Origin of the sequence: Streptacidiphilus sp. MAP12-16, from assembly GCF_041262165.1 — a bacterium.
Lineage (GTDB): Bacteria > Actinomycetota > Actinomycetes > Streptomycetales > Streptomycetaceae > Streptacidiphilus.
Genome location: NZ_JBGCBY010000001.1, coordinates 124,442 through 149,703, shown reverse-complemented (window position 1 = coordinate 149,703; position 25,262 = coordinate 124,442). Strand labels below are relative to the sequence as shown.

Here is a 25,262-nt window from a genome sequence, read left to right as displayed (position 1 = left end):
GCTCCCCATTCTGCCTCGCTGCCGATGCCTGCCCGCAACGCTCCGCTGGCTATGCTCGCCGTATGTCCAGGCTGCGAAAGCTCCCCCAGGAGAAGCGTTCCTCCGCCGTGTTGGCGGGTACGGCCGCCGCGCAGGCGGCCGAGGCGGACTCGGCCGCCTCGGTCTCGACCGGGACGGGCCCCGACACCGGGCGGGCCGCTCCGCCGTCCGACCTGGCGCCGGACCCGCACGCGGCCGCGTTCTTCGACTGCGACAACACCATCGTGCAGGGCGCGGCGATCTTCTACCTGGGTCGCGGCCTGTACAAGCGCAAGTTCTTCAGCCACCGCGAGCTGCTGCGCTTCGCCTGGCAGCAGGCCTACTTCCGGCTGCACGGCGCGGAGAACGCGGGGCACATGGCGGACGCCAAGGAGAGCGCCCTCTCGATCGTCCAGGGCCACCGGGTGGCCGACCTGGAGGCGATCTGCGAGGAGGTCTTCGAGGAGTACATCGCCGAGAAGATCTGGCCGGGCACCCGGGCTCTGGTGAAGATGCACCTGGAGGCCGGGCAGCGAGTGTGGCTGGTGACGGCCGCACCGCAGGAGGCGGCGAGGGTGATCGCCAAGCGGCTGGGGATGACCGGCGCGCTGGGCACGGTCGCCGAGGCACTGGGCGGCGTGTACACCGGGCGACTGGTCGGCGAGCCGCTGCACGGTCCCGCCAAGGCGGAGGCGATGAAGGCACTGGCCGCGCAGGAGGGCCTGGACCTGGACCGCTGTGCGGCGTACAGCGACTCCTCCAACGACATCCCCATGTTGTCCCTGGTGGGCTACCCGTATGTGATCAACCCGGACGCGGAGCTGCGCCGACACGCCCGCGAGCAGGGCTGGCGGGTGCGCGACTTCCGCACCGGGCGCAAGGCCGCGAGGGTGGGCATCCCCGCCGCGGCCGGTCTGGGGGCGGCGGCCGGCGGCACCGCGGCGGCGCTGGCGCTGTACCGCAACCGCGCCCACCACCGCCGGAGCTGATCGGGGCGGAGCCGACGGGGCCGGATCCGATCAGGGGCCGAGCTCATCCAGGGTTGAGCTGATCAAGGGTTGAGCTGATCAGGGCGGCCCGATCAGAGCGGCCCGATCGGGCGGGCTGACCGTTTCTGATCGCCTCGAGGCGTCCTGAATTCGTGGGTTGGCGCGTCGGCGCGAGGGAAACGTCAACCGATCGTTCACCGTTCGCTGACAAGTGATCAAACCGCGGCGGATGAGTGATCATTCTGCTGGGCACAGCCGATCACATAGTGCCACCAACCCGTAACTGATGTGACTCAAGCGGCGAATTCAGCAACAGGGTGTAGCTGTTGTTGCACGAAGCGTTATTCTCGTCAGACGCACGCCGGAGCCCAGGTGTCCCACGTTGGGCGAGCGGGCCCGCACTGCACGTAAACAGTTCTGCCTCTGGGAGTCCCGTGTACCCACACGTCCGGAACGACGCGCCTGCACCCTCCCTGGCCCCCGACGGCACCGCCGGCGGCCTGGAGCTGCTGCGCACCCTGGTACGCGAGCAGTTGTCCCCCCTCAACGCCCTCGCCGTCGCCGGAGGGGTGGACGGCCCGCTCCGCCCCACGGTCGCCGCCCGCCCGCCACGCACCTCGGTCGCGCTGCGCACCCGCACCTCCCCGGCCTCCTCCCGTACCCGGAACTCCTCCTGGGACCGGGACGAGACCGCCACCAGCGCCGACAACCCGATCATGAAGCTGGTCGAACGGGCCCAGGAGGGTGACAGCGAGTCCTTCGGTCGGCTCTACGACCACTACTCCGACACCGTCTACCGGTACATCTACTACCGGGTCGGCAGCAGAGCCACCGCCGAGGACCTGACCAGCGAGACCTTCCTGCGCGCGCTGCGCCGGATCGGCACCTTCACCTGGCAGGGCCGGGACTTCGGGGCCTGGCTGGTCACCATCGCCCGTAACCTGGTCGCCGACCACTTCAAGTCCAGCCGCTTCCGGCTGGAGGTCACCACCGGCGAGATGCTCGACTCCAACGAGTGCGAGCGCAGTCCGGAGGACTCGGTCCTGGAGTCGCTGTCCAACGCCGCACTGCTGGACGCGGTCCACCGGCTCAATCCGCAGCAGCAGGAGTGCGTACGACTGCGCTTCCTGCAGGGCCTGTCGGTCGCCGAGACCGCACGGATCATGGGCAAGAACGAGGGCGCCATCAAGACCCTCCAGTACCGGGCCGTCCGCACCCTGGCCCGGCTCCTTCCGAGCGACGCCAGGTAGTCAACCCAACCCATGACCTGTCACCCTCACGCACCCATTCATGATCGCGCGTGCGTAACCGAGCATCCCCGCCGCTCGTTGCGCAGAGTGCAAAGCCCCTTCGGGGCCGAGCGTCACCCTTTGGGGTGGTCCCAGGCACGACTGCGCAACCGTCCGGTCGGCCGAGTTGTCGACAACGACGAGAGGAGGTGCTGCCCATGACAGCCAACGTGCTCGAGCACCGCAGGGCGAGAGCCTTCGCTGACGCTGTGGAGGACCGCCCCAGCACTGCGGCCCCCCAGGGGCCCTCAACCGAAGGAGCCCTGTCCGAGGGCCAGTTCGCACCGATGATGGCGGCGGTGGACGCGCTGGGCGCCGTTCCGGTGCCCGTGTTCGACGCCGCCGTGAAGCTCACCCAACGCGCGCAGCTCATGGCCGAGTTCGAACGTGCCTTCGCCGGCGGCGGCGGGGCCGCAGTCCCCGAGCAGCGCCGCCGCGGCGCCCACCGCGCGACCGAGGCCGCTCGCAGGTTCCGCCCGAACTCCCGCTGGGGCCGTCGGCTGGCCGTCGGCGGCCTGGCCGCCGGGATGGCCATGGGCGCGCTCGGCGGTGTCGCCGCGGCCAGTTCCTCGTCCGTCCCCGGGGACTCCCTCTACGGCATGAAGCGCGGCCTCGAGGACTGGCAGCTCAACTTCGCCGGCTCCGACGAGGAACGGGGTCGGCTGCTGCTCGACCACGCGACCCAGCGTATGTCCGAGGCGCAGCTGCTGATGTCCCATCAGCAGCCGGGGCAGGCGCTCAGTCCGCACATGGTCGCCGAAGTCTCCCGGGCGCTCACGGACATGAACACCGAGGGCTCCCAGGGGCGCGACCTGCTCAGGGCGATCTACCAGCAGAACCACTCGCTGGCCCCGCTGCGGCAGCTCGCCGACTTCGCCGACTCCCAGCAGCAGCGTCTCGCCGCGATCGAACCCAAGCTCGACGCCCAGCTCGACCCGGTGGCCGGCCGGGTGGAGAGCCTGCTCTCCGGGATAAGCGCGGATCTGGCACCGCTGCACCTGACCCCCGCGCCGAGCGTGAGCGACTCGACGTCGGCCCAGCCCAGTGGCGACGGCTCGGCGTCCGCCACCGGTGGCGCCGACGGCTCCGTGCAGGGCACCGGCAGCACTCCCCAGGGCGGCACCACGACCGGCACCGGCACCCTGCACGGCAACGCACCGGGCGCCAGTCCGACCGGGGGCGGCAACGGCGCACTGGTGGGCGGCCTGACCGGCGGCCTGCTCGGCAGCAACAGCACACCCTCCAGCACACCCTCGGCGGGGACCTCCGCGGGTGCGGGCGGCGGGAGTCCCTCGGCGACCCCGGGCGGCGGCAACGGCGTCACCGTGCCGCCGCTCATCCCGGGGCTGCTGCCGAGCATCGGCATCGGTCTGATCGGCGGCTGAACGCCGACTGAACGTCGGCTGAGCGTGCGCGTACGCGAGAGGCGGGGCCCGGTAGCGGGCCCCGCCTCTCACTGCGTCAGAAGAACACCGAACGCCGTTGGACCAGCAGCTTGTAGAGCGTGTGCTGCACCGTCTCGCGGACCTCGTCGGTGAGGTTGAACAGCAGCATCGGGTCGTCCGCCGCCTCCGGCGGATAGCTGTCCGTCGGGATCGGCTCGCCGAACTGGATGGTCCACTTCGTCGGCAGCGGCACCGCACCGAGCGGCCCCAACCACGGGAAGGTCGGCGTGATCGGCACATAGGGCAGGCCGAGCACCCGGGCCAGCGTCTTGGCGTTGCCGATCATCGGATAGATCTCCTCCGCGCCCACGATGGAGCACGGCACGATCGGCACCCCGGCACGCAGCGCCGAGGAGACGAAGCCGCCCCGGCCAAAGCGCTGCAGCTTGTAGCGGTCGGCGAAGGGCTTGCCGATGCCCTTGAAGCCCTCCGGCCACACCCCCACGATCTCGCCGAGCTCCAGCAGCCGTTGCGCGTCCTCGTTGCAGGCGAGGGTGTGGCCGGCCTTCCGGGCCAGCTCGTTGACGCCGGGCAGCACGAACACCAGGTCCGCGGCGAGCATCCGCAGATGACGCTGCGTCGGGGTGTGGTCGTGGATCGCGATCTGCGTCATCAGGGCGTCCAGCGGCAGGACCCCGGAGTGGTTGGCGACGACCAGCGCACCCCCGCTGGTGGGCAGGTTCTCCGCTCCGCGCACCTCCAGCCGGAAGTACTTCTCGGCGAGCGGACGCACCGCCGTGAGCAGCACCTTCTCGGTCAGCTCCGAGTCGAAGCCGAACTCGTCCACCTCGTACTCGCCGGTGAGCCGGCGCCGCAGGAACTCCAGCCCGCCGGCGGCCCGCTCCTCCCAGCCCTTGCCGAGAAGCCGGCCGGCGATCCCGCCGAGCGGCCCCGCGAGCGCGTGGCCGACCGCTCCCGCGACGGCGTCGGCGACCCCGCGGTGCGCCTGCGGAGCCTCTGCCGCACCAGCGCCATCGCCGACGCCGACGCCGCCACCGACGCCGCCACCGGCTCCGGCACCGCTGTCAGCAGCGCGCGCGGGCGGGACGGACGGCTCGTCGCCGGCGGCCCGGGCGACGGGAGCCGGTCGCAGCGGGACCGGCGGCGTCGGCGCGAGGTCCGCCGCGTCACTCCCGCCACGGGTCCGCGCCGGGGCACTGCCGACACGTCCGGCACCGATCGGGATCACCTTGGCCCGGCCGTCGTCCACGGTCGCAGCCGCGGCGGTGCGGCGCCTGCCGCCCTTGCCGCGCCCCGCCTTCCCGGTACCGGCCTTGCCCGTACCGGCCTGCTCCCTCGCCGAGCTCATCGCCTCTTCCCTCCGCTGATCGGCAGCAGTTCCGCCACCCTTGATGTCCATCTGGCCACCTGCCCCGGAGGCAGCAGGCCCGAACGGGTGCTGCGGGCCAGATCGGCCAGTGCCTCTTCGGTGGTGTAGCCGGGGGTGTAGCCGAAGGTCTCCCGCAGCATGGTCGTGTCGACCACCCGGCCGTGGGTGAGCAGCCGCATCTGCTCCGGCGAGAAGTCCAGCAGCCGGGTCTGCCTTGCCATTCCGGCGACCCAGCTCACGGCCGGCAGCAGCATCGGCACGGTGGGGCGGCCGAGTCGGCGTGCCGCCTGCGACAGCACCATCACACCTTCGCCCGCGACGTTGAAGGTGCCGCTGTTGGTCGTGCCGCGCCTGGGCTCCATGGCGGCGAGCCGGAGCACCTCGACCGCGTCGTCCTCGTGTATGAACTGGAGCCTGGGGTCGTAGCCGAGCACCGTCGGCAGCACGGGCAGCGCAAAGTACTCGTTGAGGGGCGTGTCGGCGTGCGGGCCCACGATGTTGGCGAAGCGCAGCACGCTGACGGCCACGTCCGGGCGGCGCCGGGAGAAACCGCGTACGTAGCCCTCGACCTCGACCGCGTCCTTGGCGAAGCCGCCGGTGGGGAACACCTTGGGCTGCATCCGCTCGTGGAACACCGCCGGGTCGCGGGGCGCCGAACCGTACACGCTGGTGGTCGACTTCACGACGAGGCGCTGCACGCTGGACGCCTTCTGCACCGCAGCGAGCAGCTGCATGGTGCCGATGACGTTGGTCTCCTTCACCGTGGAACGGCTGGTGGAGCCGAGCGTGGTGGTGCTGACGTTCAGGTGGACCACGGTATCGACGACGTGTTCCGCGATGAAGCGGGCCACGGTCGGGCGGCGGATGTCGGCGCGTACGAATATGTAGTCGGCGAGCGGCGCGCCGTCGGCCGTCCCGGCCAGGTCGTGCGTGGAGGGCTGCAGGTCGACGCCGACGACCAGGTCGACTCCCGGCTGCCTGCGGATCGCCTGGACGAAGCGGCTTCCCAGATGCCGGGCGACCCCGGTCACGAGCACGACTTTTCCCAACGGACAGTCCCTTCCCGCCTGAGGCGCGGAGGCTCCGAGACCTCTCGAGACCTCTCAAGGGCTGAGGCTACATCGCGCCTGTTGCCTGAGAATGTCAGGTCGACGTGAGTCTGTGTGCGGTTACGTCACCTGCGCGTTGCCCGCACGACACTCGCAAACGCCGCCGCCCGCTCCGACAGTAGCGTCGGAGCGGGCGGCGGCGACCCCTGGGGGTCCTACTTCTTGTTGCGACGCTGAACGCGCGTGCGCTTGAGAAGCTTGCGGTGCTTCTTCTTGGCCATACGCTTGCGGCGCTTCTTAATTACGGAACCCACTGACAACCCTCACTCACTGGACAAACCCGCAGGAGCGGGAGTCAGAGTCCAAACGACTGACGTAAGCCACCAGCGTACCGAAACCTGGCCCCAGGGCGTAATCCGTGTTCAGAACAGCGGTCCGGCCGGGAGTCTGCACCCCCGACCGGACCGCTTGGCGCTGTGCTCTCGTCCTGATCGGCCCGGCCGTTCGGCCGCCCGACCGGCTACTCGTGCCTACGCGGTCTCCCGTCCCACGTAGGACTCGCGAAGATAGTCGTGGACCGCCTGCTCCGGAACCCGGAAGGAGCGGCCCACACGAATCGCGGGCAGCTCACTGCTGTGCACCAGGCGGTACACGGTCATCTTCGACACTCGCATCACCGAGGCGACTTCCGCCACGGTGAGGAAGTTGACCTCGTTCAGAGGCCGCTCTCCAGACGCCATGACAACACCGACCCTTATCCGTGTGACGGGCACCGGCTTCCCCTCCGGTGACTCCAGCCAGCACACGCGTATACCCAGAGTAGGTGCGGGTGGTACTAGTGGGAAGAGGGGGGAGCGACCCAGCACTACCGAGACATACCAGCCTGTTGCAGTACGTAGGCACTCAGCAATCCGTAGCAGTCCGATCGCACACCGTCGTCGAGCGGGACGGCCACTTCGACCTCCCCCTCCGCCTCCCCGACGAACACGCCCGGGTCGTTGGAGTCGGCGAGACCGACCGCCGGCACGCCCATCCGGCCCGCCCCGCAGGCCCAGCCGTGGTCGCCGAGCACCAGGTCAGGCAGGGGTTCGCCGCTCTCGGCGAGTGCCGCGAGGGCGATCCTGACCGGCTGCGGCGAATGGGTGTGCACCGGCTCGGACAGGGCCCCCGGGTCGGCCGCGGCGGAGTCCCGCGCTCCATTCGGGGGCGCCCCTTCATACACCCTCACGACTCCCACGCGCTGCACGTAGTCGAGCGCGCAGGCGCGCGTGCCGCGAGCGGAGTGCATCAGGAAGGGGCTGTTGCGCGCCGGAGTGAGCAGGGCGCAGCCGGCGGAGCGCAGGCCCTCGCCGATGGCGGCGTGGAATTCGAGCAGTCGGCTGGGGTGCCCCGTACCGAGAAGGACCGAGCCGCCGCGGGCGGCCGTCCTGGCCACGACTTCGGCGAGGGCGTCGAGGGCACGGATCGTCAACTCCGGGTCGATGACGTCCTGACCGTGCCGGTGCGCCGGGTCCGGGGACACTCCGCAGCGCTCCGCCATCAGGGCCAGCACGTCCGTTTCGGTCCACTCGCCCTCCGGGTCGAGGCCGAACAGCACCTCGGGGTCGCGGCGCGCGAACCGGGCGTACTTGCTGAGGTTGTCCTCGCGGGGCGTGGCGACCTGCCCGGCGATGCGGTTGGCCACGATATGGGCGTACAGCTCCTCGGCATCGATCACGCCGCCAGTGTCGCAGCGATGCGGCCGCCGTGCGGGCGAGTCGGTACGGCCGGGTCAGGGCAGCAGGCCGTGGTGGGGGAAGACGGCGCGGCGGGTCGCCAGGACGGCCTGGTCGAGGCGGTCGGCCGGGTCGTAGCCGCCGTCGAAGTCCTTCCACAGGGCCGGCATGCCGTCGGTCATCCGCTCGGGAGCGTGCTGCCGGGTGCGGCGGAGCACCTCGGCCCGCCAGTCCTCGGGGGTCTCCTGTTCCGGCGCGACGGGGTGGCCTGCGGCGATGGCGACCAGGTGGGTCCAGGAGCGGGGGACGACGTCGGCCACCGCGTACCCGCCGCCGCCGAGGGCCAGCCAGCGGCCCTGGGCATGTTCGTCCGCGAGTCGGGCGAGGGCGGCGGCGACGGTGCGCTGCGCGTCCAGGCTGACGGCGAGGTGGGCCAGCGGGTCCTCGATGTGGGTGTCCGCGCCGTGCTGGGTGACCAGGGCCTGCGGGCGGAAGGCGGCGAGGAGCTCGGGGACGACGGCGTGGAACGCGCGCAGCCATCCGGCGTCGCCGGTGCCGGCGGGTAGCGGCAGGTTCACCGCGGTGCCCGCCGCCTCCGGACCGCCGATCTCCTCGGACCAGCCGGTCTGCGGGAACAGGGTGCGGGGGTGCTCGTGCAGGGAGATGGTGAGCACCCGGGGGTCGTTCCAGAAGACACGCTCGACTCCGTCTCCGTGGTGGACGTCGACGTCCACGTAGGCGACCCGCTCCGCGCCGAGTTCCAGCAGGCGGGCGACGGCGAGCGCGGCGTCGTTGTAGACGCAGAAGCCGGAGGCGCTGCCGGGCATTGCGTGGTGCAGCCCGCCCGCGAAGTTTACGGCTCTGCCGCCTCTCCAGACCGCCTCCGCCGCCGCCACCGACTGACCTGCGATCAGCGCCGACGCATCGTGCATGGCATCGAACGCCGGGTTGTCCTCGGTGCCCAGTCCCCGTGCCAGGTCGGGGACGCCGGTCGCCGCGACCTGCCGGACCGCCGCCACGTACGCCGGGTCGTGGACGAGCGCGAGGGTCGAGTCGCCTGCCGCCGGGGCGGCGTGGACGGTGACGTTGGGCAGCCGGTCCAGGCCGAAGGAGCGGACCAGCGACATCGTCAGCGACAGCCGCACCGGGTCCATGGGGTGGTCCGGGCCGAAGTCGTAACGGGTGACGGCGTCGTCCCACTGGAGCTGCAGCGGTGCAGGTGAGGAGTGCTCAGAGGAGGGCTGCGATGTCATACCGCAACGGTATCGGCCTCAGCCGGAACGACCGCCGGTGCCCCGAACGCCTTGCTGACCGCGAGGATCGCCAGCACCAGCACCATCGGCACCAGCATCGCGATCCGGTAGCTGAGGCCGCCCGCGAGTGCGCCGACCAGCGGCGAGCCGACCAGGAAGCCGACGTAGTTGAAGATGTTGAGGCGGGCGACGGCCGCGTCCGACGCACCGGGGAACAGCCGTCCACCGGCCGCGAAGACCTGCGGCACGACCACGCTGATGCCCAGACCGACGACGGCGAACGCCACCACGGCGGTCCAGTCACCGGGGGCGAGCGCGACCAGCAGGAAGCCCACCGCGCACACCACCGCGCCCAGCTGCACCGTGCGGACGCTGCCCCAGCGCTGCACCCGGCCGTCGCCGAACAGCCGGCCGAGCAGCATCACCACCATGTAGGCGGCGTAGGGCATCGAGTGCATCCGGGCGGAGCTGTGCAGCAGGTCCTGCATGTACTTGGCGCTCCAGTTGGAGACCGTCGCGTCGGCGATGTAGGCGACGCACATGGCCAGGCAGAGCGGCAGCAACGGCTTCCAGGGGATCGAGCGGGCAGCCGCCGCCACGGCCTCCTCCACCGCGTCCCCCAGCTCGGCGGGACCGGCGTAGCGGAGCCCGGCCGCGGCCACGATCGGGATCGTCACCAGCGCGGTCGTCCCCAGCAGCGCCAGTTGGCTGATGTGCCAGTTGGCGCCGGCCCAGGCGAGCAGCGCACCGAGGATGCCGCCGAGGCTGAACGCGGCGTAGAAGCCCTGCATGATGCTGCGGCCGAAGCGGTGCTGCAGGGCGACGGCGGACATCGCCTGGCTGGCGTCCAGCCCGCCCACCATCAGACCGAAGGCTGCCAGCGCCACGGCGGCCTCCCACATCCGGTCGCCGGCGCCGACGCCCGCGAGGGTCAGGCACACCACCGGCTGGACGATGCGCAGCACCGCCCTGGGCGAGGTGCGCTTGACGACCCACTCCATCGAGATGCTGCCGACTCCGGCGAGCACGGGAACAGCGGCCAGGAAGATCGGCAGGGTGCCGTCGCTGATGCCGTACTGCGTCTGGATGTCCGGGATCCGGGTCACCAGCAGGGCGAAGACTGTTCCCTGGGCGACATAGCTGACCAGCAGCGCCAGGCGCGCCTGCCGCAGCCGTGACGGCATCTGCGCCGATGTGTGCGCGATCCCTGCTGACATCCCCGCACGCCCTTACTGGCCAGTACTCGAACGATTGGCGCGAGCGTACGGACTCCGCTCGCGGACGGGAACCCCCTCCGGGGAAAAGATCGCAACCCGCAACCCACGTCGGTCCCGCTCCCCGCCCGACTCGTTGCCTACCGTGAGAGCGGGTGGCCGTCGACAGCAGGGGGCCACCGCTGCCGACCCGTACGCAGGCACACCCCAGAAAGGGGAACTGATGGGTACGCGCGACCGACTCCTCTTCCCGCTCCGCCGCAACGCGCTCCGCCGCAGCGCGCCCCAGGACCCCACGGCGCGGGCGCTGGCGGTGGTGTTCGGCAGGCAGCTGCTCAGCGCCGACGCCTTTGGCCCCGAGCTGCTCGTCCGCGTACCGCTGGACCGGCTGCAGGCGACGGTGGACGCACTCCGAGACCGCCACGGCAAACTGCGGGGCGTTCGGCCGCAGCGGGAGCTGTACCGGCTGCAGTTCGCGCAGGGCGCGGAGCTGGTCTGGGCGCGGACCGACACGGCCGGGCGGCTGACCACGCTGGTCACCGGGCCCGGCGCACTGACGGCACGTCAGAGCGCGGGCGCGGTGCCGTCACAGACCCGGCTGGACGTGGTGGACGAGGTGGACGTGGTGGACGTGGCGAATACGGCGGACGCGGTTGACGCGGCGTCAGCGGGCGTACCCGCGGCCGTCGCCGCACCGACCGGTGTCGGCCCCCTCGCGCCAGCCGCAGGTGCCACCGCCGGAGCCGCCCACGCCCCCGCCAGGGCCGATGCCAGCACCGCACCCTCCAGGGCCGGTGCCGCCGCCGGAGCCAGCGCCACACGCGCCACCGCCGGTGCCACCAACGCCAATGCCAGCGCTGTCGGAGCCAGCGCCGCACCCGCCACCGCCGGTGCCACCAACGCCAGTGACAGCGCCGCACGGGCCACCAGCGGTGCCACCACCACACCCGCCAGGGCCGCCGTTGCCACCACCGTCGAGGCTGTCGCCGAGCTGCTGGTGCCGCCCCGCCCCACGTATCCGCCCACCATTCCGCCCCTGCCCCCACCCCCGCCCGCCGCGGTGGCGTCCGTGGCCCGCGCGCCGCGCGCCCCCAGCGCCGTCGCGCTGCAGCGCCTCACCGCCGGGTACTTCGCCGCCGCCCTCGCCGCCGCGCTGCTGCCGTATCTCACCGGCACCGCGACCGGTTGGCTGCTGCTCACCGCGACCACGCCCGCGCTGGCCTGGTACGCGCTGCGCACCGGACCCACCCACGCGCTCCCGCCCTGGTTCCGCGTGCTGCCGCTGGTCGCCGTCGGCCTCGCCGTCCTGGCCGGGCTGCGCGCGCTGCCCGCGTTCGGACCCGGGCTGCCCTGGACGATGCCAGGGCTGCTGGAGATCGTCCTCTTCGCCGCCGTGCTCGGCCTCGCCGGCTGGACCTACCGGCGCACCAGACCGATCCAGCCCTCCCCGAGTGCGCACCCGCTGACGCTCGGTCCACCCCTGCGCGGCGGCTGTTTCACCCTCGTCGAGGGCGGCGGACCGGCCGTGAACCGGTACGCGCAGGAGTCGCTGACGCCCGGTTCCCACCGCCACCGCCGCTACGCCGTCGACCTCGTCCAGCTCGGCGACGGCCCGCAGTGGCGCGGCCGGCGGGCGCTGGGTCTGGCACCGGCCACCAACGAGCGCTACGCGATCTTCGGGCATCCCGTGCTGAGCCCCTGCGACGGCGTGGTCGTCGCTGCCGTGGACGGCCTGCCCGACCACGACCCCTACGCTCCCTCCGTCGAGCATCCGGAGGGGAACCACGTCGCCATCGACACCGGCCGGGCCCTGATCGTGCTCTGCTGGCTGCGCCAGGACAGCGTCCGGGTGCGGCGCGGCCAGCACGTCACGGCGGGTACGCCCGTCGCCGCCGTCGGCGACTCCGGCGACGGCGCCGAGCCCGCCCTCCACCTCCGTGCCGAGACCCGTACCTCACAGGCCGCCCCCGGCGGCGGCGTGGGACTGCCCTTCCGCCTCACCGGGCTCCGCGGCGATCCGCTGCGCGGCCGACGCCTCGTCCTCCCGGACTAAGACCGACGCCGTTCAGGCGCTCAACGCAGGCCGATCAGCTCCGCCACCTCAGCCGAGTCGGCGTAGAGACCGGTCGCACCGGCGAGGCGTTCGCGCGGCGTCAGGGCGGTGTAGCCGAAGACGTCCATCCCCGCCGCGCGAGCGGCCGCGACGCCGAGGGGGCTGTCCTCCAGGACGACGCAGCGCTCCGGCCGCACGCCCATCGTCAGAGCCGCGTGCAGGAACAGATCGGGAGCGGGCTTGCCCCGACCCACGTCCTGCGCGCTGAACAGCTGCTCCTCCGCGAAGAACGAGGAGAGCCCGCACGTCTCCAGCGCCGTGCGGATCCAGCTGTGGTGCGCCGAGGACGCGACGCAGTAGCGCACCCCCGACTCGCTGACCCGCTTCAGCAGATCCGCCGCGCCGGGGACCGGGGTGAGCTGCTCTCGGAAGGCCGCGAAGACGCGGGCGTGGAAGTCCTCGTCGAAGCTGTCGTGCAGCCGAGCACCGCCGTGGCGCTCGGCGATCACGTCATGCACGGTGTGGGCCGCCGCACCCATGTAGTCCCGGTAGGAGTCCTCGATCGTGGTGGGGAAGCCCAGCTCGGTCAGGTAGTCGGCGAGCAGCCGGTTGGAGATCGGCTCGCTGTCCACGAGCACACCGTCATTGTCAAAGATCACCAGGTCGTAGCGCACACGCCCACCCTATGGCTGTCTCACTTCCCGCCGGAGGCCAGCTCCTGCGAGCGGTTGCGGGCCGCTTCCAGCGCGGAGAGCAACGCGGCCCGCACTCCGTGGTTCTCCAGCTCGCGGATCGCGGAGATCGTGGTGCCCGCGGGGGAGGTGACGGCCTCGCGGAGCTTCACCGGGTGCTCGCCGGAGTCGCGCAGCATCACCGAGGCGCCCACCGCAGCCTGGACGATCATGTCGTGGGCGACCGCGCGGGGCAGTCCGAGCAGGATGCCCGCGTCCGTCATCGCCTCCACCAGGAAGTAGAAGTACGCCGGTCCCGAGCCGGACAGCGCCGTGGCCGCGTCCTGCTGCGACTCGGGGACGCGCAGGGTCTTGCCGACCGGTTTGAAGATCTCCTCGGTACGGAGCAGGTGCTCCTCGGTGGCGTACGAGCCAGCCGAGATCACGCTCATGGCCTCGTCGACCAGGACCGGGGTGTTGGTCATCACCCGGACGACGGGGGTTCCGGCCGCGAGGCGCTCCTCGAACCAGGCCGTCGGCACACCGGCGGCACCGGAGATCACCAGGCGGTCGGCGGAGACATGCTCCGCGAGTTCGTCCAGCAGCGCGCCCATGTCCTGGGGCTTCACGGTGAGGATGAGGGTGTCGGCGGTCTTGGCCGCCTCGGCGTTGCCGACGGCCTCGACGCCGTAGCGCTCGCGCAGCTCCGCGGCGCGCTCGGGGCGGCGGGCGGTGACGACCACGTCGGACGGGGACTTGCCGGCCCGAAGCAGCCCGGAGACCAAGGCCTCGCCGATCTTGCCGGTGCCGAGGACGGCGACTCGTTGCGTCATGGGGACCTCCGTGCAGCTGCGCTGACTGGTGCTGCCCACATCCTCGCACCGGGTACCGGCAGGTCCGCCGATCCGTCCACCAGCCGGTCGCCGACAGCCGGTCATCACCAGCCGGTCAGCCGTGGCCCAGCGAGCGCAGGAAGAAGGCCAGGTTCGCCGGGCGTTCGGCGAGCCGCCGCATGAAGTAGCCGTACCAGTCCGCGCCGTAGGGGACGTACACCCGCACGGTCTCCCCGGCGGCGGCGAGGCGGCGCTGCTCCTCCTCGCGGATGCCGTAGAGCATCTGGAACTCGTAGGTGTCCTGCGCCCGTCCGGCCCGTACCGCCAGCGCGCCGGCGATCTCGATCAGCCGGGGGTCGTGCGTGGCGACCATGGGATAGCCGTGGCCCTCCATCAGCAGTCGCAGGCAGCGCACATAGGAGCGGTCCACCTCCAGCTTGTCGCGGAACGCCACGGTCTCCGGCTCGGCGTACGCGCCCTTCACCAGCCGGACCCGCGAGCCCGAGTGCAGCAGCTCCCGGCAGTCGCCCTCGGTTCGCCGCAGGTAGGACTGCAGCACGACGCCCACCCAGGGGAAGTCGACGCGCAGCTCGGCGGTGGCGGCGAGGGTGTCGTCGCTGGTGGTGTGGTCCTCCATGTCGAGGGTGACCGTGGTGCCGGCGGAGCGGGCGGCCTCGCAGACCTCGCGGGCGCGGTCGAGGGCGGCCTCCCGGCCGTCCGGGCCGAGGTTCGCCCCGAGCGCGGAGAGCTTGACCGAGACCTCGGCACGGCGCCCGATCCCGGCCGCGCCGAGGCGCGCGAGCAGGGCGGTGTACTCGTCGCGGACGGCGTCGGCCCGGGCCTGGTCGGTCGTGTCCTCGCCGAGGTAGTCGACGCTGACGTGCAGCCCGCGCACGATCAGCTCGTCTGTCACCCGTACGGCGGCCTCGCGGTCCTCCCCGGCGATGAAACGTTCCACCAGGGCCCGGCTCACCGGGGCGGTCAGCACGGCCCTGCGGGCGGCTGGGCTGCGTGCGGCGGCCAGGAGCAACTGACGGGACAACATGGGGGCGGCCTCCTGACATGCACGTCCGGACTGGCCTTCAGCGTAGGAGGGGCGGGCTGTTCCGTCGCCGTGCCGCGCAGAGGGCGGCGGAGCGCAGGCGTTGAGCGCAGTACGGACGGCCGAAACTCAGGGTTGTCCCCTATAGCGTTCAGGACGTCAGAAGCGCACCGTTGAGCTATGACTAGCAGTGATGTCTCGCCCCGCGAATCGCGCCAGCTCGCCGTGGCCTCGGCCACGCTCGGCCCGTGGCGTACCGCTGGTGCCGTCGGTGTCGTCGGCGGTGCCGCCGCCCTCGGCGTGGACCTGATCACCCTGCACTGGTCGCTGGGCATCCTGGCGGGCCCGGCGAGCATTGCCCTGTTCCTCTTCTTCCTGGTCGGCGGAGTCGGCTCGGTCGTCGGCCGGAGGGGCGGCGAGCGCAGGCTGCGCCGCTGGGCGGCGGAGCACCCGTGGCAGACGGCGCTCGCGCCGGCCGGTGCCCTGGCCGTCACCAACACCATCACCCAGTTCCTGCTGAGCAGCGACGGCGTCTTCGCCAGCATCCTCACGGGGCTGTGGCACGCCGCGATCCTCGGTGTCGTGATCGGCGTTGTCGGGGCCGTGGCCGGCGCCCGCCGCCGCGACAACGCCTGACCGCTGCCGGTACCACCGCAGAACCGCCGCAAGCGGGCGGGAGCGCGCGCACTCTTACTGGACTCTTGCCGTATGCACGTTTGGCCGTCGGGATACTGTTCCGGTGCCGACCCTGGAAGATCCACACGACCCCGCCCCCGACGATTCCGACGCCTTCGAAGGGCTCGTCCTGGACGAGGACTTCGTGCGTGGCGCGAAGCAGAAGGAGCCTTCCGCCCGCGCGCGGATGCTCGCCGAGAAGTGGAAGCACGAGCCTCCGGGCGACACCTCCTTCCGCCCCGCCCCGGTCGCCAAGCGCCGCTGGTACCGGCGGCGGCCCGAGCTGTCGGCGGTCGGGACCGCCAAGTCCGGCGGCCGGTTCCAGACACCGCTGATCGTCCTGATCGCCGCCGTGCTCGTGCTGATCGGTCTCAACGCAGGCGCGGTCAACAGCTGGGTGCGCGGCCACCTCGGCGGTACCACCCCGAGTTCCCCGCAGGCGCAGCCGAGCCTGCAGGCTCCCGAGACCGCGCCGCCCAGCGTCGCACCCTCGGTCGTGCCCGACCCGGCCGTCCCCACCGTCGCACACCCCTTCGCGGGCTCGCCCGCCGAGACCTGGCCGGAGGGGGCCAAGGCCATCAACGTCCCCGCGGCCAGTTCCGTCGGTGTCTACAGCAGCGCCTCGGTCGCGTCGTATCTCCAGCACACCAGGGACTTCCTGATCGACTCCAACCTCGATCCCCGGGTTCTGGCAGGCGGATACCCCACCGCAGCGCTCGCCCTGATCGACCCCCGGGAGAGCCTGGTCTCCGCCCTCAAGAAGGAGATCGCCGGCCCCTCGGCGAAGGGCGGCGACGGCACCGAGCTGTTCACTCGCTTCAATCCGGACCAGGCGCTGATCGACGGGACGGTGATCAAGGTCCAGGGCGAGATGACCTTCAAGGGGGACGGCAAGGGCGGCCTCGCGATCCACGCCGACTACACCTTCGTCTACCCGCTGCGTCCGGGGCCGCACCCCGACCTCCCGATGCCGACCGCCGCCGGCCCGGCCACCGCACAGCTGGCCTCCTGGCGGATCGACGGCAACGACACGAACGTTGCGCGGAGCATCGTCCGCCGGGTCATCGACATCGACATCCCTGACGGGCAGTCGTACCAGCACACTCCGGGCACCCTGTGGATCCAGCAGTGGAACCCGGACATCGCCAACAGCGCCTGCGGCGTCTACAACGGCTACGTCAACCCGCAGTTCCCCGACTCCGCCGGAGCGGGGACGGGCAACGGCATCCTGCCGTCCGGCCCGGCCAGCGACCCGTACGACCGCAGCAGGGCGCCGTCGACCCAGGCACCGGGAACCTGCGGGCGGCTCTCCCGTACCTGACTCCGCGTCAGCGGCGTTTGCGGCCGCCGCTTCGGGCGCCCGCACGGGCGGGGGCGCGGCGGGCGTGGGCGGCGAGGGCGAGTTCGTAGCGCGAGCGCGCCTCGCCCTCGCCCGGGGCCTCCAGCAGGCTGCGCATGAAGTAGGCGGCCAGCGCGCCAACGAAGCCGATCAGCAGCATCGGGCCGACGGACTTCTCGTCCGCCATCCAGCCGCGCAGCGACGCCCTGCCCTTGCTGAGCAGGTTCCAGGTGCGGACGGCCGCGACGGCTGTGCAGATCGCGACGGCGACCACCAGCAGCAGGTTGATCAGCGAGCCGGCCTGGGAGGTGAACACGCCCTGGACCCCGAGGCGCATCAGCACCGCCCCCGCGCCCATGGCGACCAGCGCGCCCGCGCTCACGCCGACGCGCCGCAGCCAGTAGGCGGGGTCGTGCTCGACCCACCCTGTGCCGAAGAACCGGACGGGGTCGGGGGCAGGGACGGGCTTCTGGGACGGCTGGGTGGACGCAGGGTTTCCGGACACGCCTCCGATTATGCGGCAGTCCGCCCTGCGCCCACGCCGGCGGACCGCAGCGCGAGCCCGCGCCGCCGGCCGGCCCTGCGCCCACGCCGGCGTTGGTGCCCGCGCCGTCAGCCGAGTCGGGACACGTCCCGCACCGCGCCCTTGTCGGCACTGGTCGCCATCGCCGCGTAGGCCCGCAGCGCCGCCGAGACCTTCCGGTCGCGGGTCTTCGGGCGGTAGCCCGGTCCCGCCTCCAGCGCGGCGCGGCGCGAGGCCAGGTCCTGGTCCGAGACCTCCAGCCGGATCGAGCGCCCGGGGATGTCGATGGTGATCAGGTCGCCGTCCTCGACCAGCGCGATCGTGCCGCCGGACGCCGCTTCGGGCGAGGCGTGGCCGATCGACAGGCCGGAGGTGCCACCGGAGAAGCGGCCGTCGGTGACCAGCGCGCACGCCTTGCCCAGACCGCGTCCCTTGAGGTAAGAGGTGGGGTAGAGCATCTCCTGCATGCCGGGGCCGCCCTTGGGGCCCTCGTAGCGGATGACGACGACGTCGCCCTCCTTGACGCGCTTGGTGAGGATCGCCTCGACGGCGTCCTCCTGCGACTCGACGACGACGGCCGGGCCCTGGAAGGTCCAGATCGACTCGTCGACACCGGCCGTCTTCACCACGCAGCCGTCCACCGCCAGGTTGCCGTAGAGGATGGCCAGGCCGCCCTCCTTGGAGTACGCGTGCTCGACGTCGCGGATGCAGCCGCCGGCCGCGTCGGTGTCCAGCGTCTCCCAGCGCTCGGACTGCGAGAAGGCACTGGCGGAGCGCACGCAGCCCGGCGCCGCGTGGAACATCTCCACCGCCTCGGCGGACGGCGAGCCGCCGCGGATGTCCCAGGTCTTCAGCCAGTCGGCCATGGAGGCGCTGTGCACGGTGTGCACGTCCTCGTTCAGCAGACCGCCCCGGTACAGCTCGCCGAGGATGGCCGGGATGCCGCCCGCGCGGTGCACGTCCTCCATGTAGTACGAGCCGTTGGGCGCGACCTTGGACAGGCAGGGCAGGCGGCGCGACAGCGCGTCGATGTCGGCCATGTCGAAGTCGAGTTCGGCCTCCTGCGCGGCGGCGAGCAGGTGCAGGATCGTGTTGGTGGAGCCGCCCATCGCGATGTCCAGCGCGACCGCGTTCTCGAACGCCGCGCAGGTGGCGACGTTGCGCGGCAGGACGGTCTCGTCGTCCTGGCCGTAGTGGCGATTGGTGATCTCGACGACGGTGCGTCCGGCCGCCTGGTACAGCGCCTTGCGGGCGGTGTGCGTGGCCAGGACCGAACCGTTGCCGGGGAGCGAGAGGCCGATGGCCTCGGTGAGGCAGTTCATCGAGTTGGCGGTGAACATGCCCGAGCACGACCCGCAGGTCGGACAGGCGTTCTCCTCGATCCGGGCGATGTCCTCGTCGGAGACGTTCTCGTTGACGGCGTCGGAGATCGCGTTGACCAGGTCCAGCTTGCGGACGGTGCCGTCCACCAGGGTGGCCTTGCCGGCCTCCATCGGACCGCCGGAGACGAACACGGTGGGGATGTTGAGGCGCAGCGCGGCCATCAGCATCCCGGGGGTGATCTTGTCGCAATTGGAGATGCAGATCAGCGCGTCCGCACAGTGGGCCTCGACCATGTACTCGACCGAGTCGGCGATCAGGTCGCGGGACGGCAGCGAGTACAGCATCCCGGCGTGGCCCATGGCGATGCCGTCGTCCACCGCGATGGTGTTGAACTCGCGTGGGATGCCGCCTGCGGCCTGGATCGCCTCGGAGACGATCCGGCCCACCGGCTGGAGATGCGTGTGCCCCGGCACGAATTCGGTGAAGCTGTTCGCGACGGCGATGATCGGCTTGCCGAAGTCCTCGCGGGCTACGCCTGCGGCCCGGAGGAGGGCGCGTGCCCCTGCCATGTTGCGACCGTGGGTGACCGTTCGAGACCTCAGCTGGGGCACTGTGCTCAACTCCTTCGTCTGTGACGAACGAGCCTACGCCGCCCGCCCGTCCCTCGGACATCGCGTCCGGAATGCGGTACGGCGGCGTCGCGGCGTCCCTCCGCCCGGGTGTCAGCCTTTGTTGGTTGTCATCGCCCGGAGCCGACGTGGGCGGCGGCGGCCAGGTGCAGCCGGGTGAAGGCCAGCGCCTCCGCGAGGTCGGCCTCGCGTTCGACCGGTCCGGGGGCGCGGCGGGTGTTGACCTCCAGCACGACATGGCCGGCGAAGCCGGTCCGGGCGAGGCGCTCCAGCAACTCGGCGCAGGGCTGATTGCCCCGCCCTGGAATCAGGTGCTCGTCCTTGGCGGAGCCGGAGCCGTCGGCGAGGTGGACGTGGGCGAGGCGGTCGCCCATCCGCTCGACCATGGCGAGGGCGTCGGTGCGGGAGGTGGAGACGTGGGACAGGTCCACGGTGAAGTGCCGGTAGTCCTCGGTGGTCGGGTCCCAGTCGGGTGCGTACGCGGCGACCTCCCGGTCCCGGTAGCGCCAGGGGTACATGTTCTCCACCGCGAAGCGGACGTCCGTCTCGCCCGCCATCTGCCAGATGCCCTGGACGAAGTCGCGGGCGTACTGCCGCTGCCAGCGGAACGGCGGGTGGACCACCACGGTGGACGCGCCCAGCTTCTCGGCGGCCGCTCGAGCCCGCACCAGCTTGGACCACGGGTCGGTGCCCCAGACCCGCTGGGTGATCAGCAGGCAGGGCGCGTGGACCGCGAGGATCGGCACACCGTGGTAGTCGGAGAGGCGCCGCAGCGCCTCCAGGTCCTGGCTGACCGGGTCGGTCCACACCATGACCTCGACGCCGTCGTAGCCGAGGCGACCCGCGATCTCGAAGGCGGCGGCGGTGTTCTCCGGGTAGACGGAGGCGGTGGAGAGGGCGACCTTGGCATCCGGAACGAGCAGCGGGGCAGTCCGGCCGGCCGGCAGCTGGAGGTGCGGGCGGGCGCCGGCGAGTGCCGCCGGCGTGGGTGCGTGGGGGACCGAGGGCTCGGCGGGAGCAGCGGGAGCAGCGACGGCCGGTCTGGCGGATGCGGTTGCCGGCGCCGCCTGCGTGCCCTTGCGGTCTTGCTTGTCCTTCTCGGCGCGGGCGGCGGTCTTCTCCGCGGCCTTCTTGGCGACGGCCTTGCGGCTGGTCCCCGCAGCCTTCTTCACCGCCGCCTTCTTCACCGCGACGGCCCGCTTCGCGGCGCCCACGCCCGCGCCACCACCCGTACCTGTCGCCTTGGCCGCGCGCGCCCTGCGGGGCCGCCCCGAGGCGGCCGGCTCCTCGGCGCGGTCCTCCGGGGTCACATCTTCGTCCGTTGGCTCCGCCACGGGAGACAGCGTATGCGTGTCGGCCACCTGGCGGCACAATGCCCCGCGCTCCCCGTCGTCATCCAGACACGCTCCCGGACGACTCACCGCACGCCGTGGCGGCTCAGACGACAGCTCCGACCGGTCACTGCTCTGCCGACATCTGGTCCAGCCGCCGCAGAATGACGCCCTCCCGCAGCGCCCAGGGGCAGATGTCCAGCTCGTTCACTCCGAACAAGTCCATCGCGCCGTCCGCGACCAGCGCGCCCGCGAGCAGCTGTCTCGCGCGACCCGGCGACACGCCGGGCAGCAGCGCCCGCTGCTCGGTGGTCATCGCGGCCAGCCGGGGCATCCAGGTCGCGAGCGAGTTGCGGGTCAACTTGCGCGGCACGTAGGGACCCTCGGTCTCGCGCGCCGCTCCGGTGATCCGCGCGAGCTGCTTGAAGGTCTTGGACGTTCCGACCACCCGGTCGGGCGATCCGAGCCTGACGACCTCCGCGACGGTGCGGGCGATCTCCGCCCGGACGTGGCGGCGCAGGCGGCGGACGTCGGCCTCCTCGGGCGGGTCGCCGGGCAGCCAGCCCGCGGTGAGTCGGCCTGCGCCTAGCGGCAGCGACACCGCCGCGTCCGGCTGCTCGTCCAGGCCGCAGGCGATCTCCAAGGAGCCGCCACCGATGTCCAGCAGCAGCAGTCGACCGGCCGACCAGCCGTACCAGCGGCGCGCCGCAAGGAACGTCAACCGAGCCTCGTCGCCGCCCGACAGCACCCGCAGCTCGACGTCGGTCTCCCGCTGGACCCGCTTGAGCACCTCCTCGCCGTTGGCGGCCTCCCGCACGGCGGAGGTGGCGAAGGGCAGGACCTCCTCGACGCCCTTGTCCTCGGCGACCCGCATCGACGACGCGACCATGGCGACAAGGCGCTCCACGCCCTCCTCGCTGAGCGCACCGGTGTCGTCCAGGAGTTCGGCCAGGCGCAGCTCGATCTTGTGCGAGTACGCGGGCAGGGGAGCGGCACCGGGATGCGCGTCCACCACCAGGAAGTGAACGGTGTTTGATCCCACGTCGAGTACGCCGAGTCGCATACCTCGCCACGCTACGCGATCCGGCGAATCCGATCATCCCCCGCCGTAGTAGTGGCTCGGGCAGCAGAAGGGCGAGCGAGTCGGGCCGCGGGTCGGGCCGCGCTTCGAGAGCCGGGTGGAGCAGCAGCGGCCGAGGTCAGCCCGGCGCAGGCCGTAGGGTGGAAAGGTGCCAGCTGTAGACGTGACGCTCACCGATCGCAAGACAGTCGAGAAGGCTGCGAAGAAGGCCGCCGCCGCGGCCCGCAAGCGCGAGGTCCCGCTCGACTTCGCCCGCGCCTGGGTCGAGTTCGCCGACCCCGAGGACGCCGAACAGGTCTTCCGCTGCGATCTGACCTGGCTGACCTCTCGCTGGACCTGCATCTTCGGGCGGGGCTGCCACGGCATCCGTCCCGGCCGGGCCAGTGACGGCTGCTGCACCCTCGGCGCGCACTGGTCCGACGAGGACGACCAGAAGCGCGTCCTCGGCCACGCCGCCCGGCTCACCCCCGAGACCTGGCAGTACCACAAGCAGGGCACCGGCCCGAAGGGCATCAGCGAGCCCGACGAGGACGGCGATCTGCGCACCCGCCGGGTGGACGGGGCCTGCATCTTCCTCAACCGCCCCGGCTTCCCCGGCGGCGAGGGTTGCTCCCTGCACACGCTCGCCCTGGCCGAGGGCCTCGAACCGCTGGAGACCAAGCCGGACGTCTGCTGGCAGCTTCCGGTGCGCCGCACCTACGACTGGATCGACCGCCCCGACGGCACCCGCTACCTCCAGGTCACCATCGGGGAGTACGACCGCAGGGGCTGGGGCCCCGGCGGCCACGACCTCCAGTGGTGGTGCACCGGCAGCCCCGACGCACACGTCGGCCCCGACCCGGTGTACGTCAGCTACCGCCCGGAGTTGGTCGAGCTGATGGGCGCGGGCGGCTACGCAGTGCTGGCCGAGCTGTGCGAGCAGCGCCTCGCCTCGCCCGGCGGACCGGTGGCCCCCCACCCGGCCGACGAGGTGTCCTAGGAGGGTGCGTCCGGCGCCGTTCGGAGTAGTCCGAGCGGCGGATCCCGCCGCGGGCGTGCGGGGCGCGGGCAACGGGCCGACCGTGGAGACATGAACAGCGCGCGCTGCCTCCTGACCGCACTCACCGCAGCGCTCTGCTGTGTCGTCGGTGCCGTCGCGCCCGCCGCCCGCGCCGTCCTGGTCTCGGGCGCCCCACCGTCGGTCGCGGGCCAACGCGTGGTCTTCCAGGCCGACTTCCACCGGATGACGATCGGGGCGCATCAGGTGTGGGGCTGGCAGACCGCCGCGTTCGCGAGCTGCGTCACCAACCCGGGCCAGCAGAAGCTCGACCATCTGACCCGCGCCGCCGCGGCCACGAGGGACGGCGTGCTCACCATCACGGCCAGGCCGCGGTCCGACCGGCACTGGGACACCGGTCTGCTGACTACCGGTGACTCCTGCACCTCCGGCGGCAGCGGCTTCCTGGAGCGCACCGGTGACCTGGTCGTCGCGCATGTCCGGCTACCGGACGGCAGGGCAGGCGCATGGCCGGCTGTGTGGTCCTGGCGTGCAGGCGGCAACGAGGTCGATCTCTTCGAGTGGCACGCCGGCGCACCGCACCGGCTCGAGTTCGTCAACCACAAGCGCGGTGCCGCGAACCTCTGGTCCTCGCCGCTGGTCGCGCCCGGCGCCTGGCTCTACCTGGGCGTCCGCCTGGGCGCGGACCACGTCACCTGGTACGTGGGCACGACCCGCGCCGGCATGCGGGCGGTCTGGCACGACAACCGCGGCGTGGGCCGGAGCTTCGCGGCATACCCCGTGATCAGCCTCTCCGTCGACGACGGCTCGAACTACCCCCCGCCCGCGTCGGCCGCTGCCCTCGCCTTCTCCATGGACTCGTTCCAGGTCTACCGGTAGGCCCGGCAGCCCGATCACGCCGGGCAGGTCACCTGGCTGATGAGTCCGGTGCGGTCGATGCCGACGATGAAGGGCTTTCCGCCGTCCAGGCCAACCTGCCAGGTGACCAGTCCGGCACCGGCGCCCGGCGTGTCCGCGAACCAGGTCTTCGCCTGGTCCTGGCCGCAGGTACCGGTACCGGTGACGGCCGGACCCAGCAGTCCGTCACCGGACTTGCCGCCCGACACCTGCGCTCCGTAGAAGGCCACCACGGTCTGGTCGCCGTGGCCGGTACTGCCCGTCCCGCAGGTCACGCCGGTGACCGTGTGCGTGGCCGGGTCGAAGGCGAAGGTCGCGTGCCGGGGGAGCGGGATCGCCCCGGTGTAGAGCAGGACGTTCCTCTCGTCGCTGCTGAGCGCACCGCTGGCGACGGCGCCGCAGGTCACTCCGAGGCCGCCTTTCCCCCACGCCCTGGTGAACGCCGCGCGGTCCGTGAAGCGTGCTTCGACCTGACCGAGTTTCACCGTGCCGCGCGTCGCCGGGTTCTCGTAGAGCTCGGCCGCGGTGACCACGGAGCGCAGGGCCAGCCGCTGGGCCGCGTACCCGTCGAGGGCGCCGGCCGGAGAGGTCGGCGACGCCGCGCTCGCGGACGGGCGGGCGACCGGGGCGGTGATCGGCCGAGGACTCGCGCTCCCCGGCAGGAGCGCCAGCCCGGTGCCGATCGCCGCCACGGCGACGACGACCGCTGCCAGGGCCCACAGCTGCGGGGCGCGGCGCCGCGCCGCGGTCCACCGGCGGGCGTCGTAGGCGGGCGCCGGACTGCTGTCGGCGAACTCGTGCATGGCCACGACCAGCTCTCTTTCCAGCGCGTCGGTACCGGAGTCACTGGGTTCGTTCACTGGGCACCTCCCTGTTGTCGGTTGTGCCGTGGACGGCGGCGCGGAGCTTGGCCAGTCCCCTGGTCGCCTGCGAGCGGACCGTGGAGGTGGAGATGTGCATCAGATCGGCGATGCTCTCGTCGGAGAGGTCGTCGAAGTAGCGCAGGACCAGCACGGTCCGCATCTTCACCGGAAGCGTGTGCAGCACCCGCATCAACTCGTCCCGCAGGAGCACCTGCCGGTACGGATCAGCAGCTCCGGCGACTCCGGTCCCGGGGGCCAGCCTGGCGTCGGTCTCGTCGAGCGGGACCTCCCGGCGCCCCCGCAGCCCCCGCCAGCGGTCGTTGGCCAGGTTGACCATGATCCGGCGCGCGTAGGCGTCCCGGGACTCGGCCCGGCCGACGCGCGCCCACTGGCGGCAGACCCGTTCCAGGGTGGACTGCACCAGGTCGTCAGCCTGGTCCCGGTTCCCGGTCAGCAGCAGCCCGGTCCGGAACAGCGCGGACGACCTGGCCTGGACGAAATCGGCGAACTCGGCCATGTCCGTGGCACGCATCGCGTCCTCCCCCTGGGCCAGGAGCCCGTATCGGTCATGGCTCGCACCCGACCAGACGGAAGAAGGCATCACCCTGCTGCACCAGGATCGCATCCGTTACGGGACCGTGACCTCCGGCGCTCGTGCCGCCCCTCTCGTCACCGGACCCGTGAACGCGCGGGTGGGTCGATA

At 72.1% G+C, this 25,262-nt stretch carries 24 protein-coding genes; 8 read left to right on the top strand and 16 right to left on the bottom strand.

What is annotated here, in order from left to right; all coding sequences use genetic code 11:
• The first annotated feature begins 62 nt into the window (after positions 1 to 62).
• The 3 genes from ABIA33_RS00645 (at position 63) to ABIA33_RS00635 (ending at position 3,681) form a co-directional block, all read left to right on the top strand.
• Positions 63 to 1,007: an HAD family hydrolase gene (locus ABIA33_RS00645; protein ID WP_370075710.1), complete on the top strand. Its 945-nt coding sequence runs from the start codon at positions 63 to 65 to the stop codon at positions 1,005 to 1,007.
• 434 nt (positions 1,008 to 1,441) lie between these two features.
• A complete protein-coding gene (locus tag ABIA33_RS00640; RefSeq protein WP_370075708.1) occupies positions 1,442 to 2,257 on the top strand; it encodes an ECF subfamily RNA polymerase sigma factor, BldN family in 816 nt (271 codons plus the stop codon).
• Positions 2,258 to 2,454: 197 nt separating this feature from the next.
• Entirely contained in the window at positions 2,455 to 3,681 is a 1,227-nt protein-coding gene (locus tag ABIA33_RS00635; protein ID WP_370075706.1) for a DUF5667 domain-containing protein, read from the top strand.
• 76 nt (positions 3,682 to 3,757) lie between these two features.
• Here the strand turns inward: ABIA33_RS00635 and ABIA33_RS00630 are convergent, their stop codons facing one another.
• The 7 genes from ABIA33_RS00630 to ABIA33_RS00600 form a co-directional block, all read right to left on the bottom strand.
• Positions 3,758 to 5,050, bottom strand: a complete 1,293-nt coding sequence (locus ABIA33_RS00630) for a lysophospholipid acyltransferase family protein (protein ID WP_370075704.1) — start codon at positions 5,048 to 5,050, stop codon at positions 3,758 to 3,760.
• Positions 5,047 to 6,120, bottom strand: a complete 1,074-nt coding sequence (locus tag ABIA33_RS00625) for an NAD-dependent epimerase/dehydratase family protein (protein WP_370075702.1) — start codon at positions 6,118 to 6,120, stop codon at positions 5,047 to 5,049. Before ABIA33_RS00625 ends, ABIA33_RS00630 begins: the two co-directional genes overlap by 4 nt.
• 215 nt (positions 6,121 to 6,335) lie before the next feature.
• Complete coding sequence (locus tag ABIA33_RS00620) at positions 6,336 to 6,434, bottom strand: 30S ribosomal protein bS22 (RefSeq protein ID WP_003948845.1); 99 nt, start codon at positions 6,432 to 6,434, stop codon at positions 6,336 to 6,338.
• Positions 6,435 to 6,650: 216 nt separating this feature from the next.
• Positions 6,651 to 6,860 carry a helix-turn-helix domain-containing protein gene (locus tag ABIA33_RS00615; RefSeq protein ID WP_030261033.1) on the bottom strand — a complete coding sequence of 70 codons (210 nt, stop codon included), beginning with the start codon at positions 6,858 to 6,860 and terminating at the stop codon, positions 6,651 to 6,653.
• Between the two features lie 125 nt (positions 6,861 to 6,985).
• On the bottom strand, positions 6,986 to 7,837 hold the full coding sequence (locus ABIA33_RS00610; RefSeq protein WP_370075700.1) for a phosphatase: 852 nt from the start codon (positions 7,835 to 7,837) through the stop codon (positions 6,986 to 6,988).
• Positions 7,838 to 7,891: 54 nt separating this feature from the next.
• Complete coding sequence (locus tag ABIA33_RS00605) at positions 7,892 to 9,088, bottom strand: acetoin utilization protein AcuC (RefSeq protein WP_370075698.1); 1,197 nt, start codon at positions 9,086 to 9,088, stop codon at positions 7,892 to 7,894.
• Positions 9,085 to 10,305, bottom strand: coding sequence for an MFS transporter (locus tag ABIA33_RS00600; RefSeq protein ID WP_370075696.1), 1,221 nt, complete (start codon positions 10,303 to 10,305; stop codon positions 9,085 to 9,087). Before ABIA33_RS00600 ends, ABIA33_RS00605 begins: the two co-directional genes overlap by 4 nt.
• A gap of 220 nt (positions 10,306 to 10,525) precedes the next feature.
• Between ABIA33_RS00600 and ABIA33_RS00595 the strand changes: the two genes are divergently transcribed.
• The gene (locus ABIA33_RS00595) at positions 10,526 to 12,355 is read left to right on the top strand and encodes a M23 family metallopeptidase (RefSeq protein WP_370075694.1); all 1,830 of its coding nucleotides are present in this window, start codon (positions 10,526 to 10,528) and stop codon (positions 12,353 to 12,355) included.
• A 20-nt stretch (positions 12,356 to 12,375) separates the two neighbouring features.
• Here the strand turns inward: ABIA33_RS00595 and ABIA33_RS00590 are convergent, their stop codons facing one another.
• From ABIA33_RS00590 to ABIA33_RS00580, 3 genes are all read right to left on the bottom strand, one after another.
• Positions 12,376 to 13,029 (bottom strand): HAD family hydrolase, encoded by a 654-nt coding sequence (locus tag ABIA33_RS00590; RefSeq protein WP_370075692.1) that lies wholly within the window; start codon positions 13,027 to 13,029, stop codon positions 12,376 to 12,378.
• 20 nt (positions 13,030 to 13,049) lie between these two features.
• Positions 13,050 to 13,859 (bottom strand): pyrroline-5-carboxylate reductase, encoded by an 810-nt coding sequence (gene proC, locus ABIA33_RS00585; RefSeq protein ID WP_370075690.1) that lies wholly within the window; start codon positions 13,857 to 13,859, stop codon positions 13,050 to 13,052.
• 115 nt (positions 13,860 to 13,974) lie between these two features.
• Positions 13,975 to 14,904: a proline dehydrogenase family protein gene (locus tag ABIA33_RS00580; RefSeq protein ID WP_370075688.1), complete on the bottom strand. Its 930-nt coding sequence runs from the start codon at positions 14,902 to 14,904 to the stop codon at positions 13,975 to 13,977.
• Between the two features lie 177 nt (positions 14,905 to 15,081).
• Between ABIA33_RS00580 and ABIA33_RS00575 the strand changes: the two genes are divergently transcribed.
• Positions 15,082 to 15,537 (top strand): hypothetical protein, encoded by a 456-nt coding sequence (locus tag ABIA33_RS00575; protein WP_370075686.1) that lies wholly within the window; start codon positions 15,082 to 15,084, stop codon positions 15,535 to 15,537.
• A 103-nt stretch (positions 15,538 to 15,640) separates the two neighbouring features.
• Entirely contained in the window at positions 15,641 to 16,897 is a 1,257-nt protein-coding gene (locus tag ABIA33_RS00570; protein WP_370075684.1) for a hypothetical protein, read from the top strand.
• 7 nt (positions 16,898 to 16,904) lie between these two features.
• Here the strand turns inward: ABIA33_RS00570 and ABIA33_RS00565 are convergent, their stop codons facing one another.
• The 4 genes from ABIA33_RS00565 to ABIA33_RS00550 all read right to left on the bottom strand — a co-directional run bounded on the left by ABIA33_RS00565 (position 16,905) and on the right by ABIA33_RS00550 (position 21,784).
• Positions 16,905 to 17,420, bottom strand: coding sequence for a hypothetical protein (locus ABIA33_RS00565; protein ID WP_370075682.1), 516 nt, complete (start codon positions 17,418 to 17,420; stop codon positions 16,905 to 16,907).
• A gap of 107 nt (positions 17,421 to 17,527) precedes the next feature.
• Entirely contained in the window at positions 17,528 to 19,372 is a 1,845-nt protein-coding gene (gene ilvD / locus ABIA33_RS00560; protein WP_370075680.1) for a dihydroxy-acid dehydratase, read from the bottom strand.
• 128 nt (positions 19,373 to 19,500) lie between these two features.
• Complete coding sequence (locus ABIA33_RS00555; RefSeq protein ID WP_370076220.1) at positions 19,501 to 20,313, bottom strand: sugar phosphate isomerase/epimerase family protein; 813 nt, start codon at positions 20,311 to 20,313, stop codon at positions 19,501 to 19,503.
• Positions 20,314 to 20,848: 535 nt separating this feature from the next.
• Entirely contained in the window at positions 20,849 to 21,784 is a 936-nt protein-coding gene (locus tag ABIA33_RS00550) for a Ppx/GppA family phosphatase (protein ID WP_370075678.1), read from the bottom strand.
• Positions 21,785 to 21,965: 181 nt separating this feature from the next.
• Here ABIA33_RS00550 and ABIA33_RS00545 point away from each other — a divergent pair, with 181 nt between their 5' ends.
• The gene (locus ABIA33_RS00545; protein ID WP_370076218.1) at positions 21,966 to 22,781 is read left to right on the top strand and encodes a hypothetical protein; all 816 of its coding nucleotides are present in this window, start codon (positions 21,966 to 21,968) and stop codon (positions 22,779 to 22,781) included.
• Between the two features lie 90 nt (positions 22,782 to 22,871).
• Positions 22,872 to 23,678: a beta-glucanase gene (locus ABIA33_RS00540; protein WP_370075676.1), complete on the top strand. Its 807-nt coding sequence runs from the start codon at positions 22,872 to 22,874 to the stop codon at positions 23,676 to 23,678.
• A 14-nt stretch (positions 23,679 to 23,692) separates the two neighbouring features.
• On the opposite strand, the gene ABIA33_RS00535 is transcribed toward ABIA33_RS00540, so the two are convergent.
• Both ABIA33_RS00535 and ABIA33_RS00530 read right to left on the bottom strand, forming a co-directional pair.
• A complete protein-coding gene (locus ABIA33_RS00535) occupies positions 23,693 to 24,556 on the bottom strand; it encodes a hypothetical protein (protein WP_370075674.1) in 864 nt (287 codons plus the stop codon).
• A complete protein-coding gene (locus ABIA33_RS00530; protein WP_370075672.1) occupies positions 24,540 to 25,091 on the bottom strand; it encodes a SigE family RNA polymerase sigma factor in 552 nt (183 codons plus the stop codon). Before ABIA33_RS00530 ends, ABIA33_RS00535 begins: the two co-directional genes overlap by 17 nt.
• Positions 25,092 to 25,262 lie beyond the last annotated feature (171 nt).